Raw genomic sequence first — 17,475 nt, forward strand, 5'->3', positions numbered from 1 at the left:
ACCGCCAAGGCGCCAAGAACGCCAAGAACGCCAAGGAAAGCGTCGGCGGTCATGGAGTCTCCGCGATGGGCGTCGCCAGGAAATGAAAGCTGAGGAGAACCGAGGGGCGGAGGACACCGGAGAGAACCTTTTCCGTTTTCCTCCGCCCCGCGGTTCTCCTCCGCTTTGGAGATTGCTTTTCCTGGAGTTCCGGGAATCGGCTCTACCTGGCTTCGCCGACGTCCCGCCCTGATCGCTCCTTGGATCAGGCGTCCTTGGATTCGGCGTACATCCCTTCGATCTGGGCGGCGTACATCTGGTTGACCACCCGGCGCTTCACCTTGAGCGAAGGCGTGAGCTGGCCGCCTTCGAGGGTCATCTCCTGGTCCAGAAGGACGATCTTCTTGATGCGCTCGTAGTTCGACAGCTGCTCGTTGATGCGCTCCACCCGGCTGCCCACCTTGGCGTAGATCTGGGGATTCCGGATCAGGTCGGCGTGGGACTTGAAGGCGATCTTCTTGTAACCGGCCCAGCGCACCAGGCCGTCGAAATTGGGGACGATGAGGGCGGTGATGTAGTTCCGCTGATCGCCGATCAGCACCGCCTGGGAGATGTACTTGTCCTCCTTCAGGCGGTTCTCGATGGGCTGCGGCGCGACCTTCTTCCCGCCGCTGGTGACGAGCAGCTCCTTCTTGCGGTCGGTGATGTAGAGGCGCCCCTCGTCGTCGAAATGGCCGATGTCGCCGGTGGAGAAGTAGCCTTCGTCGTCGATGGCCTCGCGGGTGGCCTTGGGGTTGTTCCAGTAGCCCAGCATGATGTTGGGCCCCTGGCACAGGATTTCGCCATCCTCCGCGATCTTGACGAAGGGCCGCCCGTTCCATTCCTCGTAGAGGGGCCGTCCCACGCACCCGGGCACCACTTCGCCGAAGCGGTTCACGGTGATGACGGGGCTGGTCTCCGTCAGGCCGTAGCCCTCCAGGATGGGGAGGCCCAGGATCCAGAAGAACTCCATGATCTTGCCGCCGAGGGGCGCGCCGCCGCTGATGGCGATCTTCAGCCGCCCGCCGGTCCGCTGGCGGATCTTTTCGAAGACCACCGCCTGGGCCGTCCGGTACCACATCCCCTTCCACGTGGGGGGCTGCTGGCCCTTCATCAGGTAGGGAACGGCCTGGCGTCCCGCCAGCATGGCCCAGTGGAAGATCAGCCGCTTGACGAAGCTGCCGGAGGAGACCGTGTCGTAGATCTTGGCGAAGATCTTCTCGTAGATGCGGGGCACCGAGGCCATCACCGTGGGGCGCACCTCCAGCATGTCGGCCGCGACGGTGTTGACGCTCTCCGCGTAGTAGATCGAGGCGCCCACGTGGAACCACAGGAAGTGGCCCGCCATGCGCTCGAAAATGTGGGTCAGCGGCAGGAAGCTGAGGGCGCGCTCGTTGTCCCCGATGACGTCCACCGTGGCCCGGGCCGCCAGGACGTTGGACACGAGGTTCCCGTGGGTGAGCATCGCGCCCTTGGGATCCCCGGTGGTGCCCGAGGTGTAGATGAGGGTGAGCAGGTCGGAAGCCTTGCGGTCCGCCGCCCACTGGCGCACCTCGGGGCGCCGCGCCTCCATGGCCTCGCCTTCCCGCTGGAGATCCTCCCACGTGAGGAGGGTGCGGCCGGTTCCCGAGGGCAGTTCTCCGTCGAACAGGACAGCCGCTTCCAGTTCCGGAAGCTGGTCCCAGTGCGCGAGCACCTTGTCCAGCTGCTCGCGGGTGGAGCACAACACCCACCGCGCCTGGCTGTCCTGGAGGATGTAGGCGGCCTGGGGGGCGTTCAGGGTGGCGTAGATGGTGACGTCGGGCAGCCCCTGGATGGCGCAGGCGAAATCGGCGATGGCCCATTCCGGGCGGTTCTCGGACATCAGCGCCACCCGGTCGCCGGCCTTCAGGCCCCGGGCCGCCATCGCCAGGGCCAGCCGCTCCACGCGGGCCACCACCTCCCGGTGGGAGATGGGCTCGTAGACCCCTTTCCGCCGCGCCGCGAGGGCATCCGGCAGGTTCTTCTCCGTGGCCGCGTAGAAAAGCTGGGCAATGGTCTCGATGGGCTGCGCCACAATGACTCCGGGACACTTGGGGATGTGAGGGCATGGTAGCAGGGAAGGGCGCGCCGCCGCTGGGCGAGGGGATCCAGGCCTTCCATCTGGAGCAGCGCGCCCGGGGCGTTTCCTCGCACACCGCGCGGGCCCAGGGAGGCGATCTCGCGAAGCTCCTGGACCACGCCGTCCGCAGCCGGTGGGAGGGGTGGGAGGTCAGCGCGCGGACCCTGCGCGGCTTCGCCCTGGAACTGGGCGACCGCGGCCTGGATCCGGCGAGCCAGGCGCGGATCCTGTCCACGGCCCGCAGCTTCTTCAAGTGGCTGTGGGAGACCCGGCGCATCGAGAAGAACCCCGCCTCCGGCCTGCGGAATCCCAAGCAGCCGAAGCGCCTCCCGGCCTTCCTAACCGAGGGCGAGAGCCAGGCGCTGCTGGACCTGCCGCCCGCCGTGGATTTCCCCTCGGCGCGGCTGGCCTGCCTGCTGGAGCTGCTCTACGCGTCGGGCCTGCGCGTGTCGGAGCTGGTGGGGCTGGATCTCCAGGACCTGCTGTCGGAGCAGCGCACCCTGCGCGTGCTGGGCAAAGGGCGGAAGGAGCGGCTGGTCCCGTACCACGCCCAGGCCGCGGAGATCCTGGGGACGTATCTGGGGTTTCGCGGAGCCTTCCTGGCCGCCCGCGAACTGCCTTCCACCCCGGCGCTGTTCCTCAACCAGCGCGGCGGACGATTGACGCCCACGAGCGTCCGAGCCCTCCTCCGCGCCGCGCTGGAGGCTGCCGCGGTCCGGTCGCGGGTGAGCCCCCACGCCCTGCGCCACAGCTTCGCCACCCACCTCCTCAACCGCGGAATGGACCTCCGCGCGATCCAGGAGCTGCTGGGCCACGCCAGCCTCAGCACCACCCAGCGCTACACTCACCTGGGGCTGGAGGAACTGGCCCGCACCTACGAGAAGGCCCACCCCCGCGCGAAGAGCTGAGCCGCGCTTCCCTGGAGCCCCCATGGCATTCGTCATTCCCGCCCCCGCCGTTCCCGTGCTCCGCGTCGCCGATTCGGATGGGACCTTCCCCGTGCGGCGGGTGTACTGCGTGGGGCGGAACTACGCGGACCACGCCCGGGAGATGGGCGGCGATCCCCAGCGCGAGCCGCCGTTCTTCTTCGGAAAGCCCCAGGACGCGCTGGTCCCCCGCGGCGGAGAGATCGCCTATCCCCCCGCCACCTCGAACCTGCACTACGAAGTGGAACTGGTGGCGGCCCTGAAGGCGGGCGGTCGCGATATCCCCGTGGAACGGGCCCTGGAGTGCGTCTACGGCTACGCCGTGGGCATCGACCTCACCCGGCGGGACCTCCAGGCGAAGTTCAAGGACAAGGGCCACCCCTGGGAGCTGGCGAAGGGCTTCGACCAGTCCGCGCCGATCTCGGACCTCGTGCCCGCGGACCGGCTGGGAAAGCCGACCTCCGGCGCCATCTGGCTGGCCGTGAACGGCCAGGAGCGGCAGCGGGGCGATCTGGGCCAGATGACCTGGAGCGTGGCCGAGGTGATCGCCCACCTGTCGTCCTACCTGACCCTCGCGCCCGGCGACCTGGTCTTCACGGGCACGCCCGCGGGCGTGGGCGCCGTGGTGCCCGGCGACCGCATCCGCTGTGGCATCGACCGCGTCGGGGAGCTGGAGATCGTCCTGGTCTGATACCGGCGATCAAGACCCAGGATTGCTTTCTCACCACCAAGAACAGAAGAAGGCTTTTCTTGGTGTCTTGGTGGTGATCTTTATCTTTTTGAACACCGCGCGGTCGGAAGCCGCCCGGCCGGACTCGCCTCAGCTCCCGCCCTTCTTGAACTGGGCGATGATGTCGTCGACGCTGTCCTTCTTGCTGTCGGCTTCGAGGCTGGTGTCGAAGATCCGGTCCTGGGTCGCGACGCGGCGCTCGGCGAAGCCCTCGCCGCCGCCGAGGCCGGCGGTGTGGATGTTGAAGATCACCAGCAGCCGGTTGAGGCCACCCTGGAACTGCTTGAGGAGGATCACCACCTTCTCGATCTTCTGGCGGGTGATGTCCTGGAACTGCAGGATGTTCAGGATCTCGAAGGCCTCGTCGCTCACCCGCTGAAGCAGGAGCTTGGTGGGCGCCAGGTCGGCGGCCGGAGCGGGGGGCTCCACCTGCTGGGCGAACAGGAATTCCAGGACCTCCTGGGCCAGGGCGGTCCGATCCTCGCCGCCGGCGGCGCGATCGAGGAAGCCGGTGACGGCCTCGCCCAACTGGGCCTGGCGCTCGGCGTGGTTGGCCATCGCGTCCTGGCAGCCCTGGAGGGCCTTGGAGGCGTCGTCGCTGGCGGCCATCAGGCTGTCCAGGCGGTTCATGACGCTCTGGGTGGCCTCTTCCGTGTCGGTGGTGATGGCGTCCAGCTGGGCCGCCAGTTCGGGCACCTGGGTGCTCTGGTGCTTCACCGACGCGTCGAGCTGCTGGAGGTTGAGCAGGGTCTGGTTGATGCTGGAGACCAGGGCTCCGAGCTCGCCCTTCGCCTCGATGTCGATCTTCTGGTAGACGCGGCCGTTGGCCATGTCCTGGGCCGCCTGGGCGAGGCGCAGGAGGCTGGCCTGGGAATCGCCCTGCAGTTCGCGGCGGAGGTCGCTGATCAGCTCCTCCAGGTTGATGAGGCGCTGATCCAGACGCTCGCGGCTGGCCTGGAACTCGGCCACCAGGGGTTCGTTCAAGCCAAGGGGATTCTGGTCTGGGGCGTCGGTCATGGGAACTCCGGGTGCGTCCTCAGGGGGCGGGCCTCACCTGCACCTGGGTCCCTTCGGCCAGTCCCCAGGCCTGCATGAGTTCTCGCGGAATGGCGATCTGGGCTTCCGGAAGGCCGGCCACGAACTCCACCCGCTCCACGGCGGGGCCCTTCGGCCAGAGGACGCGGAGGTTCCGAATGCCCTGCCGGTAGGGCCCGGCGGCGGTCCAGCGGCCTTCCAGGGCCTTGGGCAGCTCCACGTGGTCGCCCCGCTTGAACAGCCCCGTCCGGAGGGGCGCCACGGCCACGGGGGCGTCGGGTTCAATCAGCTCCAGCCTGCCGGCTTCCAGCAGGATCGACGCGGCCTGGAGCACCGCCACGTCGTGCTGGCCGGAGGCCGCCATGATCTCCCGGAAATCGCGGTACCCGTCGAAGAACGGCAGCACCCGGCGCTCTTCCGTGAACAGCTTGATCCCCTCCAGGAGCCGGGGCGCGGGCAGGGTGGGCCAGGGCACGGCGGTGAGCCGGGGAAAGATGGTGTACAGTCGCTTCCGGCTGTCCTGGAGGCGGGCCGAATCCATCAGGAGGTCGGGGACGGTCCGGCGGATGGTGGTGGGGTTCTGCACCTGGGTGGTGAGGAATTCGAACTGGCCCGTGACCCACTCCAGGATTTCGAAGGCGGCCGTCTCGCCCTTGGCGGCATGGGTCTCGGCGTGGATCACTTCGCCGCGGCTGAAATAGAGCACGCCGCCCACGCGGCCCGAGCTGACCTGGAGCATGCCCGTCTTCCGGTTGACGTGGAGGAGCTGGACCACGTCGGTGAGGGAGATGCTCTCCAGGGCGCCGCGGAGGTTGCTCACGGCCGCTCCCCGGCGGGAAGCAGCTCCTGGAGCAGGACGTGGATCCGCTCTCGGGTGATGGGCTTCACCGCGAAGAGGTCCGCGCCGGAGCGCAGGCCCTGCTGCCAGGCCCGCTCGTCGCTGTAGCTCGTGAGGAGGACTACCTTGATGTCGCTGCACTCCGGATCGGCCTTGATGGAGTGGCACAGGGACGGGCCGCTCTCGCCGGGCATCAGGACGTCCAAGAACATCAGGTCCACTTTCTCCTGGGCCAGGGTGCGGCGCGCGGAGCTGGCGTCCATGGCTTCCAGGACGCGGTGGCCTTCGAGTTCGAGATACTCCCGGAGAATCTGGCGGATCTCCGAATCGTCGTCCACCACCAGGATGGTGCTCATGTGCGGGCTTCCGCGAGGGTGCCGAGCATCTCCTTCACGGCCCGCTCCAGGCCCACGAGCACGGCCCGGCCGATGATGCTGTGGCCGATGTTGAGCTCCTCGATCTCGGGCATGGCCGCGATGGGGCCGACGTTCTGGAGGTTCAGGCCATGGCCCGCCAGGACGCGGAGCCCGAGGCGGCTGCCCAGGCGCGCCGCGTCGCGGATCCGCGCCACTTCGGCGGTGGCATCGGAATCCATGGGCAGGTCGCTGTAGACCCCGGTGTTCAGCTCCACCGCGTCGGCCTCCAGCTTGGCGGACATCTTCACCTGGTCGAGGACGGGATCCACGAACAGGCTCACCCGGATCCCGGCGCTCCGCAGTTCGCGGATGATGGGGCGCAGCATCCCCTGGAGGAAGATGGCGTCCAGCCCCCCCTGGGTGGTGAGTTCCTCGCGGCTCTCCGGGACCAGGGTCACCCACGACGGCCGGGCCGGGATGACGGCCTCCAGGGCCTCGGGATTGGCAGCGCACTCCACGTTGAGGGGAACGGCCAGGACGTCCTTCAGGACCCGGAGGTCCCGGTCCTGGATGTGGCGCCGGTCGCCGCGGAGATGGACCGTGATCCCCTGCGCGCCGGCGCTTTGCGCCAGGAGGGCGGCGGCCACGGGTTCGGGCTCATGCCCGCCCCGGGCCTGCCGGAGGGTGGCCACATGATCGACGTTGACGCCAAGCCTGGGGGTCAATGGGGGCTCCGGGGTTGATCTTCCTTAGCTTACCTCCGCGTCAGGCCTGCGGATGGAAGATTTCAGCGCAAAAAGGAGTTGAAACATGTAAATGATCGGTTCACCCTTGGTTCCCATGGCCGCCTCTCCTTCCTTCCCTCCCGTCCTGTTCCTCGCCCACGGTTCGCCGATGCTCGGCCTGGACGGGGAAGCCTGGGGCGCGGCGCTGACGGCGCTGGGGCGGGAAGTGCCGCGGCCGCGGGCCGTGCTGGTGTGTTCCGCCCACTGGGAGGCGCCCGGTCCCTTCCGTTTGTCTTCCGCGGTCCGGCCCGGCGTGATGCACGATTTCGGCGGCTTTCCGGAGGCGCTGTACGCCCTCGACTACCCCGCGCCCGGCGCGCCGGACGTGGCCGCGGAGGCCGCCGAGCTGTTGCGGGCCGCGGGCCTGGAGGCGGAACTGGATCCCGCGCGGCCCCTGGATCACGGCGCCTGGGTGCCCCTGCGGTACCTGGCGCCGGAGGCCGACGTGCCCGTGATCCAGCTCTCCCTCCCGCGTCCCCGCACGCCGGAGAGCCTGCTGGCCGCCGGCCGCGCCCTGGCGCCGCTGCGGGATTCCGGCGTGCTGATCCTGGGGAGCGGCGGGGTGGTGCACAACCTCCGCCGCGTGAACTGGGAGGGCGACGCCCCGCCGCCCGCCTGGGGCGCGTCCTTCGACGCCTGGGTCCAAGCGAAGGTGGCGAAAGGCGACGCCGCCGCCTTGGCGGACTGGCGGCGGGCCCCCGGGGCCGCGGAATCGGTCCCGACCTCCGAACACTTCGATCCGCTGTTCGTGGCCCTCGGCGCCGCGGGCAGCGCGGGGACACTGGTCTTCGAGGGGTGGCAACTCGGGAGTCTCAGCCTGCGGAGCTGGCGCTTCGCCTGAGCGTCAGGCCTCCGCTCGCTTGAGGCTGCGGAGAGCCATGCCCCAGATGACCGCGCCGAGCCCCAGCAGCTTGAGGACTTCGGGCCAGAAGGCCTCCAGCCCCGCGCCGCGCAGGACGATGGCCCGCATGATCACCAGGAAGTGGGTGAGGGGCATCAGCTCGCCCAGGGCGTAGAACAGCGTGGGCATGCTCTCCCGCGGGAAGATGTAGCCGCTGAGGAACACGAAGGGCAGGAACGTCAGCATGCTCATCTGGGCGCTCTGGCCCTGGCTCTGGGCCACGGTGGAGATGCGGATCCCGATCCCGAGCATGGCCACGATGAACAGGCCCGCCATCAGGTAGAGCAGGAGGACGGAACCCGCCACGGGCACCTGGAAGAAGAGGTGCGCCACGCCGAACAGGACGGTCATCTGGAGGTAGGCCATCGCCACCACGGGGATCACCTTGCCCGCAAAGAGCTCGAGGGGTGTCACGGGCGTGACCAGCACCTGGTCCAGGGTGCCGCGCTCCTTCTCCCGAACGATGGCATTGGCCGAGAACATGATGCAGGTCATGGAGAGGATGACGCCCACGAGCCCCGGCACGATGAAGGTGGGGCTGCGGAGGTCGGGGTTGTACCAGGGCCGGATCCGCACCTCCACGGGCATCACCGGCTTGGCGGCGCCGCCGTAGCCCATGCGGTCGAACAGCAGCTGCGTGTTGCGGAGCTGGCCGACGCCCTGGGCCGTGGCCATGGCGTTGGAAGCGGTGGTGGGGCTGGAGCCGTCCACGATGATCATCACCTCGCCGGTCCCGCCCGAGCGGATGCGGCGGGCGTAGTCCGGCGGGAACCATACGCCCACCTGCGCCTTCCCCCGGTCCAGGGCGGCCCGCAGATCGGCCTCGGAGGCCACCTGGGCCTTCACGTCGAAGTACTGGGTGGCCACCAGGCCGTCCACGAAGCTGCGGCTCTCCTGGCTGCGGGACTCGTCCAGGACGGCGGCGGGCATGTGCTTCACGTCGTAGTCGATGGCGTAGCCGAAGATGACCAGCTGCATGAGCGGCATCCCCAGCGCGAAGGCCAGGGTCAGCCGGTCCCGGCGGAGCTGCAGGAATTCCTTCCAGACCAGGGCTCGGATGCGGTTCCACATGGCCGGATTCCTTAGGCAGCGCGGCTGCGCTGGACGAGGTCCACGAACAGGTCTTCGAGAGAGGGCAGGTCGGGCGGCAGCGCCTGGAAGGTGTGGCCTTCCGCCCGCAATGCGGCGAGGAGGGGCGCCGAATCCGCGTCGGCGGGCAGCGACAGCCGGACGCTGCGCCCGAGCAGCTCGGCCGCCAGGACCTCGGGATGGGCGCGCGCGGCGGCGCGGAGTTCGCGGAAGCCCTCTCCGCGCAGCTCCACGACCTGGCGCCCCAGCGCCTCCTTCAGCGCGCGGGGCCGCCCGTAGGCCATCAGCCGGCCGCCGAGGATGAAGGCCAGGCGGTCGCACTGGTCGGCCTCGGCGAGGTTGTGGGTGGTGACGAGGATGCTCATCCCCTCGGCGGCGAGCTGGTCCATGGACTCCCAGAACAGGCGCCGCCTCAGCGGATCGACGCCGCTGGTGGGCTCGTCCAGGAACAGCACCTCGGGCCGGTGGAGGGTGGCCGCGGCGAGGGCCACCCGTTGCCGCTCTCCGGTGGACAGGGCCGACACCAGCAGGTCCCGGTGGTCCCACACCTGCATCTCCTTCAGCCGGAACTCGGCTTCCGACGCCAGCCGCGCGCCCTGCAGCCCGTACAGCCCGCCGAAGAAGCGGAGGTTCTCCGCCACGGTGAGATCCGTGAGCAGGCTGGATTTCTGGCTCATGTAGCCCATCCGGGCGCGCACCCGGTCGGCCTCGGTGAACAGGTCGCGGCCCAGGGCCCAGGCCTCGCCCGCGCTGGGGGCCAGCACGCCGCACAGCATTCGGATCGTGGTGCTCTTGCCCGCGCCGTTGGGGCCGAGGAATCCGAAGATCTCCCCGCGCTCGATCTCGAAGGAGAGGTCCGAGACCGCCGTGAAGTCGCCGAACCGGCGGGTGAGGCCGCGGACCTGCAGAACGGGCTCAGGCATGGACCTCTCCCGCGGCCAGGGCGTGGAGGAACACGTCTTCGAGGCTGGCCTCGGCCAGACGAACTTGCTGGACGCCGGGAAGGGCCGCCAGCCGCGCGAGCAGGGGTTCGGAATCCTGCTCGGGAAACCGCACGCGGAGCGCCTCGCCTTCGGCGGAGACGTCGAGGGGATTCAAAGCGCCCAGGGCTTCCCGGGTCTCTCGCCGGCGGGCGCTCACCAGGTGGAACACGAGCCCGGGCAACCCCCGCCGGAAGGACGCGAGATCGCCTTCCTGCAGGATCCGCCCCTCGTGCATCAGCAGCATCCGGTGCGCGTACTCGGCCTCGTCCATGTAGGGCGTGGAGAACAGGATCGCCACGCCCTCGTCGTGGACGGCGTGCAGCAGCTCCCAGAATTCGCGGCGGCTGACGGGATCCACGCCGGTGGTGGGCTCGTCCAGGAGGAGCAGCCGGGGCTCGGTCAGCAGGGCGGCGCAGAGCGCGAGCTTCTGCTTCATTCCGCCGGAGAGGGCGCCGGAGGGACGGTCCTCGAAGCGCGCCAGGTCCACGGATTCCAGCAGGCGCCGGATCCGCGGCGCGGGGTCCGCCAGACTGAACAGCCCGGCCTGGAACCGCAGGTTCTCGCCCACAGTGAGGTCCGGCGCCAGGCTGAACGCCTGGGGCACGTAACTGATCTCCCGGCGGTCCACGTGGCGCGCGAGGTTGCCGCCGGTGGCTTTCTGGAGGCCCACCAGCACCCGGAAGGTCGTGGTCTTTCCGGCGCCGTCGGGGCCGATGAGCCCCACCAGGTCGCCCTCGGACAGGGTGAGGTCTAGGCCCTTCACGGCTTCTTTCGCGCCGAAGCGGCACGCCAGGCCGTGGGCTTCCAGCAGGCTCATCGCGCGGGATCCGCGAGGCGCACGTCCACGGCCGCGCCGGGAACCAGGCCCTTGTCCCACCCGCCGGGCAGGTTCACCCGGGCGGGATAGACCAGGTTCACGCGCTCTTCGCGGCTCTCGACCATCTTCGGGGTGAACTCGGCCTCGGATCCGATCTCGTCCAGGGTGGCCTGGAACGTCCGCTTGTCCTCGGTCTCGACCCCCACGGAAGCCCCGATCCGCACGCGGCTGAGGAGCGGCTGGGGCAGGTAGACGCGGACCCACAGCTGATCCAGGCGGGCCAGGGTCACCACGGGCTGGCCCGCCGTGAGGACGGTGCCCGGCTCGCGGAGGCGGTGGGTGACGACGCCGTCGAAGGGCGCGCGGACCTCGGTGAAGCCGGCCTGGACGCGGCTCTGCTGGAGGACGGCCTGGGCCTTCCGGGCTTCGGCGGAGCCTGCCTGCCGCTGCTCGATGCGGGCGCCGGCGCGGAGTTCCGCCAGGGCCTTGGCCTGGAGGTGGAGGGTGGCGGCGGCCCGGTCGCGCTCGGCCACGGCGCGGTCCAGCTCGGCCTGGGACAGGACGGTGTCCTGGAAGAGGCGGCGCGTGCGGAGGAGGTTCTCGTCCGCGAGCTTCACGGCGGCTTCGGCGTCCCGCACCCGGGCCTCGCCCTGGGCGATCTCCTCGGCGCGGGTGCCCCGGTCCAGCTCCAGCCGCTTGGCCTCGGCGCTGTCGAAGCCCGCCTGATCGCGCAGCACCGCGGCGTCCAGCTCCTCGGCCGCCACCCGCGCCAGGAGATCGCCGGCCTTCACCCGCTGGCCCTCGCGAACGGTGAGTTCCAGCAGCCGTCCCCCGGCTCGGGGGCCGAGGTCGGTGAGGTAGGCCTCCACCCGGCCGTTCAGCAGGGGACGCGGATCCCGGCGGCAGGCCAGGAGCAGCACGGGAAGCACCAAGAGGGCGGGGAGCTTGCGCATGGGGGCCTCGTCGGCGATCAGCGGGCGGGAAGGGGCGGAAGGGGGGCGAAGGGATCGGCGGCGATCCCCCGCCAGAAGAGCTGGAGCCAGGCGCGCTCGCCCTCGGCCACGGCCACTTCCGGGGCCAGCCCCATCACGTGGGCGCCCACGACGGGCAGGAGGTCGAGGATTTCCAGTTGGAGCCGCACCAGGAAGAAGGTGGTGAGGAGCGGATGGATGTCGGGCCGGATCTCGCCCCGGGCGACGCCCTGCTGGAGCAGCGCGCGGACATAGGCTCCCGCGCCCAGCACCTTCTCCTGGATGAGGGCGTGGATGCCCTCTGCTCCCTTCACGATCTCCCCGCGGATGAGGCTCCGGAGGCCGGCATCGCCGCCCAGCCGCCGCTGGTAGATGCCCAGGACGTCCCACAGGCGGAGCGGCATGGGCCGGGCGTCGGCGGGATCCGCCAAGCGCTGGAGATCCTCCACCAGGGGCGGGATCCGACGGTCCAGGAGGGCGGTGAACATCGCCTCCTTGCTGTCGAAGTGGTAGTAGATCAGCGCCGGATCGCAACCGGCCTGGCGGGCGATGGCGCGGAGGCTCGCGGCCCGCAGTCCTTCCCGTGTGAAGACGGCCTGGGCCGCGTCCAGGATCTGGTCGGGCGCCACCCGGTGGGGCTTGGGACCGCGGGGACGGGGGACGGATTGGGGCATGCCGGGGGCTCCAAATTCAACGCACGTTGAATCATGGGCTGAGCGCGGTGCCCGGACAAGGCCTTATTTCATCGCGTGTAGAAATACTTGCCGGCCATGAAAAAGCCCCCGAATGACCGAGGGCTTGAAGGGGACGCGGCGAAGGCCTATTCGCTGGAGATGGGCACGACCGTGGTGTCTTCGAGGGCGACGATCTCGGCTTCCTCGAAGGCGATTCGGTTTTCCTCGACCTCGGCCACCGCCACCTGGCCCCAGAAGGAGGCGAGCTTGGGGGCGTCCTGGGCCTGGCCGTGCTTGTTCACGGGCACGATCACTTCCACCTTGGGGAAGGCGCCGCGCTGAAGCTGGTCGCACCGCTTGCCCGCCACGACGACGAAACGGTACTTATTGGCGATTTCTTCCGGGACACGAACGATGGTGCGCTGGGTCATGGGCACTCCGAACCAGGAAGCATAGCATCCGGACGGGCCTCCGGCAACGGTTGGAGTAGGATGGGGGCTTTCTGGAGGGGCGATGGATCGGGGCGGACTCTGGCGCGCGGCCTTCGGGGGCAACCTCCGGCTCCTGGAGCGGAACGGCGGGGACCTCACCGAGGAACTGGCGGGCCGCCGGCCCGCGCCGGACGTGGCCTCCGCCGCCTGGCTCCTGGGCCACCTGATCCTCACCCGCCGGCGCCTGCTGGAGCTGGCCGGAGCGAAACCTGTCGAGGATCCCGCCTGGAGCACGCACTACGGCGGGGGGACTTCGGGCATCGAGGCCCACCTGGCGTGGCCGGCGCTGGTGGAGACCTTCCGCGCCCTGGACGGGACCCTGGGCGAGGCCTTCGAGATCCTGGCCGACTGGGACCGCCCCACCTGGAATCCCGCCCTGCGCGTGGACCAGCCGCTGGAGCAGGTGGTGGCGTTCCTCTTCCGGCACGAGTGCTACCACCTGGGCCAACTGGGGCTCGCCCGCAAGCTGTACGGCCTTCCTGGAGCCATCTGATGCAGATCATCCTGGGCATCACCGGCGGCGTGGCCGCCTACAAGGCCGCCGACCTGGCCCGCCTCCTCGCCAACCGCGGCCACCGGGTGCGCTGCATCCTCACCGAAGCCGGCGCGCGGTTCATCACCCCGCTCACCCTCAGCAGCCTGACCGGCGAGCCCTGCTACGGCGCCAATCCCGACCAGGGCGAATGGCGCGCGGTTCCCAACATCGAGCACATCGAGCTGGCGCGCTGGGCCGAACTGGTGGCCGTGGTCCCCGCCACGGCGAACATCCTGGGCAAGGCCGCCAACGGCCTGGCTTCGGACCTGCTCAGCACCGTGCTGCTGGCGACCCGGGCGCCGATCCTCTGGGCCCCCGCCATGAACACGGGGATGTGGGAGCACCCGGCGGTTCAGGCCAACCTCGACCGGCTGCGCTCCTTCGGCCACGCGGTGGTGGAACCCGGCGAGGGCGTGTTGGCCTGCGGGGAGGAAGGCTCGGGCAAGCTGGCGGAAGTGGCCGTCATCGCCGAAGCGATCCAGGTCCACGGCGCGCCGAAGCTGCCGGTTTTGGCCGGGCGGACCGTCCTGATCACCGCGGGTCCCACCCGGGAGGATCTGGATCCGGTCCGCACCCTCACCAACCGCAGCACCGGCCTGATGGGCATCGAACTCGCGCGGGCCTTCCGCGACGCCGGCGCCCGGGTGCAGCTGGTTCTCGGCGGCGACCTTCCCGCGCCCTGGGGCGTGGAGACCCTCCGGGTGCGGAGCGCCCAGGACATGCTGGAGGCCTGCGAAGCCCGGTGGACTGCCGCCGATGGCCTCGTGGCCGCCGCCGCCGTGGCCGACCAGCGGCCGGAATCGCCCGCCGCGGAAAAGGCCAAGAAGCTCGAAGGGAACGAGACCCTGGTCCTGACGCGGACCCCGGACATCCTGGCGCGGCTGTCCGCCGCCCGGCGCCCGGACCAGTGGGCCGTGGGATTCGCCGCGGAGAGCGAGCAGCACCTGGGCCACGCCCAGGGCAAGCTGCTCAAGAAGGGCCTCGACGCGGTCCTGGTGAACGACATCCAGGGGGGGCGCGGCTTCGGCGCCCAGGACAACGCCCTGACCCCCATCACGTCCGAGGGTCCCCATCCCGCCATCGGTCCCCTTCCCAAGGACCAGCTCGCCCGCGCCGTCGTCCAGTGGTGGGCCCGCCGCCTGGAAGCCCGGCAGGGCTGAGGAGCGCTCCTACAGCGCCGGATCCACCCAGGGAAGGACGCCGCTGGGGCGGCCGGGGATGTTCCCGAGGCGCACCGCGACGACCACGATCCAGCCCTGGGGCCGGTGCAGGGACTTGAGATCGAGGACGAGCGGCTCGCCGGGCCCCGGAAGGTCGGGGCGGCGACGCTCCAGGACGACTTCGCCGCGGCTGAAGACGTCGTCGGGCGTGGGCTGGGTGAGGCCCAGGGGCATGTACAGGACCCGCACCAGTTCAACCCCCGCCAGCGAATCGCCCTTCACGTCCCGCGAAGGGAGCACCAGCCGGATCTTCCTCAACCCTTCCAGCCGCGCCTCCATGGCCTCCGCCGCCGCCCGCGGCCGGGGAATGGGGTCGCCCTTCCGTCCGCAGTGGAGGGCGGAGAGCCCCAGCGTGAAGGCGAGCAGCGGGTTTGCTAGGCTGGAGGATCGCACCCCTCCATCATGCCCGACTCCGAGGTTCCTCCCGATGGGGAGGCGTTTCATGAAAAAGATAAGGATCACCACCAAGGCGCCAAGAACGCCAAGGTAATGAAAGAAGACTGAACCCCTCAACATGCCCGCGCCGGATTTTCCCCGTGTTCTTTTTCTTGGCGCCCTTGGCCTCTTGGCGGTGATCTTTAAAGCCTTCCCTTCCCGATATCACCCGAGGATGACCTGATGCCCGTGACCAAGATCCTGATTGCGAATCGCGGGGACGATGGCCCTTCCGCGAAGGAGCGCAGCGCGGGAGTGGGAGCGCAGCGATCAGGGCCAGGTCCCCGCGCAGGTCGGCGGGTGGAATGCTTCGAGTGAGGACGAACCTATGGGCGTGACCAAGATCCTGATTGCGAACCGCGGGGACGATGGCCCTTCCGCGAAAGAGCGAAGCGAGGGAGTGGGAGCGCAGCGATCAGGGCCAGGTCCCCGCGCAGGCCGGCGGATGGAATGCTTCGAGTGAGGACGAACCTATGGGCGTGACCAAGATCCTGATTGCGAACCGCGGGGAAATCGCCGTCCGGGTGATCCGGACTTGCCGCGCGATGGGCATTCCCACGGTGGCGGTGTACTCGGAGGCGGACCGCGGAGCGCTGCACGTCCGGATGGCGGACGAGGCCTACTGCATCGGTCCGGCCCCGGCGCGGGAGAGCTACCTGGTGGTGGAGAAGATCCTGGACGCCTGCCTGCGCAGCGGCGCCGACGCGGTCCATCCCGGCTACGGCTTCCTTTCCGAGAACGCCGAAGCGGCTCGGGTGTTCGCGGCGGCGGGGATCACGTTCATCGGCCCGCCCGCGGAGGCCATCGTGAAGATGGGCTCCAAGACCGCGGCCCGGGAAGTGGCCATCGCCGCGGGTTGTCCTGTCGTTCCGGGCATCCAGGAGACCATGGCGGACGAGGCCCTCCTCGTCGCCGCCGAGAAGATCGGCTTCCCCGTGATGCTGAAGGCCGCCATGGGCGGCGGCGGGAAGGGGATGCGCCTGGTGCAGAAGCCCGAGGAGTTCGCCTCGGCTCTGGCGCGCGCCCGAGGCGAGGCGCTGTCCAGCTTCGGCGACGATTCGGTCTACGTGGAAAAGGCCATCCTCCAGCCGCGCCACATTGAGATCCAGGTCTTCTCCGACGCCCACGGCAACCACGTCTACCTCCACGAGCGCGAATGTTCCGTCCAGCGGCGCCACCAGAAGGTGATCGAAGAGGCACCCAGCCCCCACGTCACGCCGGAGATGCGGAAGGCCATGGGCGAAGCCGCCCTCAAGGTGGCGCGCGCCGTGAACTACGTGGGCGCCGGCACGGTGGAGTTCCTGGCGGACGCGGACCGCAATTTCTACTTCCTGGAGATGAACACGCGCCTGCAGGTGGAGCACCCCGTCACCGAATGGATCACGGGCCTCGACCTGGTGAAGTGGCAGATCCTGGTGGCCCGCGGCGAGGCGCTGCCGCTGGCCCAGGAGGAGATTCCGCTGAACGGATGGGCCGTCGAATGCCGCGTCTACGCGGAGGATCCGGACAAGAACTTCATGCCGAGCCCCGGGCGGATCACCTTCCTGCGGACCCCCAGCGGCCCCGGCGTGCGGGACGACGGCGGCGTGTACGAAGGCGCCGACGTGCCCATGTTCTACGACCCCATGATCAGCAAGCTGAGCGCCTGGGGACCCACGCGCCTGGAGGCCATCGACCGGATGCGCGCCGCCCTGGGGGAGTACCGCATCGGGGGAATCCGCCACAACATCGCCTTCCACGAAGCGCTGATGGAACACGGCCCCTTCCGCGAAGGCGCGCTCCACACGGGGATGCTCGACAAGCCCTTCTGGAAGCGCAAAGGGCAGGGGCCCGACCTTCAGTCCGCCGTGGCCGCGGCGCTTCTCCACGAACTGGAAGCGGAGGAGCGCCGGGCCGCCCAGCCCTCCGCGGGCGGTCCGCTCGACGCATGGAAGCACTGGGGCCGGTTCAACCGTCTGTAGCCAAGGAGTTCCGATGAAACGCACCCTGCTCGTCGGCTCGGCCTCCCAGGAGGTGGAACTGATCCGCCAGGACGGCGCCACCACGCTCCTGTGGGAAGGCGAGGCCCACCCCATCGACATTCTGGAAGTCGAACCGGGCTGCTACTCGGTGCTTCTCGACGGCCGCTCCGTGGAAGTGCGCCTGGATGCCGCCAAATCCCCGGATCCCGACGTCCACGCCTACCGCGCCACCCTCTACAGCGGCCTGTGCGAATTCGCCCTCACGGATCCGCGCAGGGCGCTCCTGGGAAGCGCGGGCGGCGCCGGTTCGGCAGGGGGCGTGCTCGTCTCTCCCATGCCGGGCAAGGTCGTGAAGCTGCTCGTCAAACCGGGTGATCCGGTCCACGAAGGCCAGACCCTCCTGGTCATGGAGGCGATGAAAATGCAGAACGAGCTGAAGGCCAGCTCCGCAGGCACCGTCGCCACCGTGCATGTCCAGGAGGGCGCCACCGTGGAGACGGGGACCTCCCTCATCACGGTGGCGCCCAGCGCCTGAAGGAGAGATCCCCGGGGATCGCTGCAGCGCGATCCCCGCAACTGGACTTCCCTTTTATTCCCCCGGTCAGGGGA

The 17,475-nt window shown here is 69.6% G+C and carries 19 protein-coding genes; 7 read left to right on the top strand and 12 right to left on the bottom strand.

The annotated features are described in order from the left end of the window. Positions 1-244: 244 nt before the first annotated feature. Positions 245-2,074: an AMP-dependent synthetase/ligase gene (locus RAH39_RS06245; RefSeq protein WP_306591947.1), complete on the bottom strand. Its 1,830-nt coding sequence runs from the start codon at positions 2,072-2,074 to the stop codon at positions 245-247. Between the two features lie 32 nt (positions 2,075-2,106). On the opposite strand from RAH39_RS06245, the gene RAH39_RS06250 reads away from it, so the two are divergent. Together RAH39_RS06250 and RAH39_RS06255 are read left to right on the top strand one after the other, a co-directional pair. Beyond that, positions 2,107-3,027 carry a tyrosine recombinase XerC gene (locus RAH39_RS06250; RefSeq protein WP_306591948.1) on the top strand — a complete coding sequence of 307 codons (921 nt, stop codon included), beginning with the start codon at positions 2,107-2,109 and terminating at the stop codon, positions 3,025-3,027. A gap of 22 nt (positions 3,028-3,049) precedes the next feature. Next, positions 3,050-3,736 (top strand): fumarylacetoacetate hydrolase family protein, encoded by a 687-nt coding sequence (locus RAH39_RS06255; protein WP_306591949.1) that lies wholly within the window; start codon positions 3,050-3,052, stop codon positions 3,734-3,736. A 129-nt stretch (positions 3,737-3,865) separates the two neighbouring features. On the opposite strand, the gene RAH39_RS06260 is transcribed toward RAH39_RS06255, so the two are convergent. From RAH39_RS06260 to RAH39_RS06275, 4 genes are read right to left on the bottom strand one after another with little or no spacing between them, the layout of a single operon-like run. Then, entirely contained in the window at positions 3,866-4,792 is a 927-nt protein-coding gene (locus RAH39_RS06260) for a methyl-accepting chemotaxis protein (protein ID WP_306591950.1), read from the bottom strand. Between the two features lie 19 nt (positions 4,793-4,811). Continuing rightward, positions 4,812-5,630: a DUF4388 domain-containing protein gene (locus tag RAH39_RS06265; RefSeq protein ID WP_306591951.1), complete on the bottom strand. Its 819-nt coding sequence runs from the start codon at positions 5,628-5,630 to the stop codon at positions 4,812-4,814. Next, the gene (locus tag RAH39_RS06270; RefSeq protein WP_306591952.1) at positions 5,627-6,004 is read right to left on the bottom strand and encodes a response regulator; all 378 of its coding nucleotides are present in this window, start codon (positions 6,002-6,004) and stop codon (positions 5,627-5,629) included. The genes RAH39_RS06265 and RAH39_RS06270 overlap by 4 nt, the downstream gene beginning before the upstream one ends. Next, complete coding sequence (locus RAH39_RS06275; RefSeq protein WP_306591953.1) at positions 6,001-6,729, bottom strand: pyridoxine 5'-phosphate synthase; 729 nt, start codon at positions 6,727-6,729, stop codon at positions 6,001-6,003. Before RAH39_RS06275 ends, RAH39_RS06270 begins: the two co-directional genes overlap by 4 nt. Positions 6,730-6,820: 91 nt before the next feature. On the opposite strand from RAH39_RS06275, the gene RAH39_RS06280 reads away from it, so the two are divergent. After that, entirely contained in the window at positions 6,821-7,630 is an 810-nt protein-coding gene (locus RAH39_RS06280; protein WP_306591954.1) for a DODA-type extradiol aromatic ring-opening family dioxygenase, read from the top strand. A 3-nt stretch (positions 7,631-7,633) separates the two neighbouring features. Here RAH39_RS06280 and RAH39_RS06285 read toward each other — a convergent pair whose 3' ends face one another. The 6 genes from RAH39_RS06285 to RAH39_RS06310 form a co-directional block, all read right to left on the bottom strand. Further along, positions 7,634-8,761, bottom strand: coding sequence for an ABC transporter permease (locus RAH39_RS06285; protein WP_306591955.1), 1,128 nt, complete (start codon positions 8,759-8,761; stop codon positions 7,634-7,636). An 11-nt stretch (positions 8,762-8,772) separates the two neighbouring features. Continuing rightward, positions 8,773-9,702, bottom strand: a complete 930-nt coding sequence (locus tag RAH39_RS06290; protein ID WP_306591956.1) for an ABC transporter ATP-binding protein — start codon at positions 9,700-9,702, stop codon at positions 8,773-8,775. Continuing rightward, entirely contained in the window at positions 9,695-10,579 is an 885-nt protein-coding gene (locus tag RAH39_RS06295; protein WP_306591957.1) for an ABC transporter ATP-binding protein, read from the bottom strand. Before RAH39_RS06295 ends, RAH39_RS06290 begins: the two co-directional genes overlap by 8 nt. After that, complete coding sequence (locus RAH39_RS06300; protein ID WP_306591958.1) at positions 10,576-11,532, bottom strand: HlyD family secretion protein; 957 nt, start codon at positions 11,530-11,532, stop codon at positions 10,576-10,578. Before RAH39_RS06300 ends, RAH39_RS06295 begins: the two co-directional genes overlap by 4 nt. Positions 11,533-11,549: 17 nt before the next feature. Beyond that, positions 11,550-12,224, bottom strand: coding sequence for a TetR/AcrR family transcriptional regulator (locus RAH39_RS06305; RefSeq protein ID WP_306591959.1), 675 nt, complete (start codon positions 12,222-12,224; stop codon positions 11,550-11,552). Between the two features lie 146 nt (positions 12,225-12,370). Next, positions 12,371-12,655 (bottom strand): DNA-directed RNA polymerase subunit omega, encoded by a 285-nt coding sequence (locus RAH39_RS06310; RefSeq protein WP_306591960.1) that lies wholly within the window; start codon positions 12,653-12,655, stop codon positions 12,371-12,373. 82 nt (positions 12,656-12,737) lie between these two features. On the opposite strand from RAH39_RS06310, the gene RAH39_RS06315 reads away from it, so the two are divergent. Continuing rightward, positions 12,738-13,208, top strand: coding sequence for a DinB family protein (locus RAH39_RS06315; RefSeq protein WP_306591961.1), 471 nt, complete (start codon positions 12,738-12,740; stop codon positions 13,206-13,208). Continuing rightward, on the top strand, positions 13,208-14,410 hold the full coding sequence (gene coaBC, locus RAH39_RS06320) for a bifunctional phosphopantothenoylcysteine decarboxylase/phosphopantothenate--cysteine ligase CoaBC (RefSeq protein WP_306591962.1): 1,203 nt from the start codon (positions 13,208-13,210) through the stop codon (positions 14,408-14,410). The genes RAH39_RS06315 and coaBC overlap by 1 nt, the downstream gene beginning before the upstream one ends. Before the next feature lie 9 nt (positions 14,411-14,419). Here coaBC and RAH39_RS06325 read toward each other — a convergent pair whose 3' ends face one another. Continuing rightward, positions 14,420-14,863 (bottom strand): hypothetical protein, encoded by a 444-nt coding sequence (locus RAH39_RS06325; protein WP_306591963.1) that lies wholly within the window; start codon positions 14,861-14,863, stop codon positions 14,420-14,422. Between the two features lie 515 nt (positions 14,864-15,378). Between RAH39_RS06325 and RAH39_RS06330 the strand changes: the two genes are divergently transcribed. Further along, the gene (locus tag RAH39_RS06330; protein WP_373467352.1) at positions 15,379-16,866 is read left to right on the top strand and encodes an acetyl-CoA carboxylase biotin carboxylase subunit; all 1,488 of its coding nucleotides are present in this window, start codon (positions 15,379-15,381) and stop codon (positions 16,864-16,866) included. 13 nt (positions 16,867-16,879) lie between these two features. After that, complete coding sequence (locus tag RAH39_RS06335) at positions 16,880-17,401, top strand: acyl-CoA carboxylase biotin carboxyl carrier protein subunit (RefSeq protein ID WP_306591965.1); 522 nt, start codon at positions 16,880-16,882, stop codon at positions 17,399-17,401. Positions 17,402-17,475 lie beyond the last annotated feature (74 nt).

Source organism: Geothrix sp. 21YS21S-4, from assembly GCF_030845995.1.
Classification (GTDB): Bacteria; Acidobacteriota; Holophagae; order Holophagales; family Holophagaceae; genus Geothrix.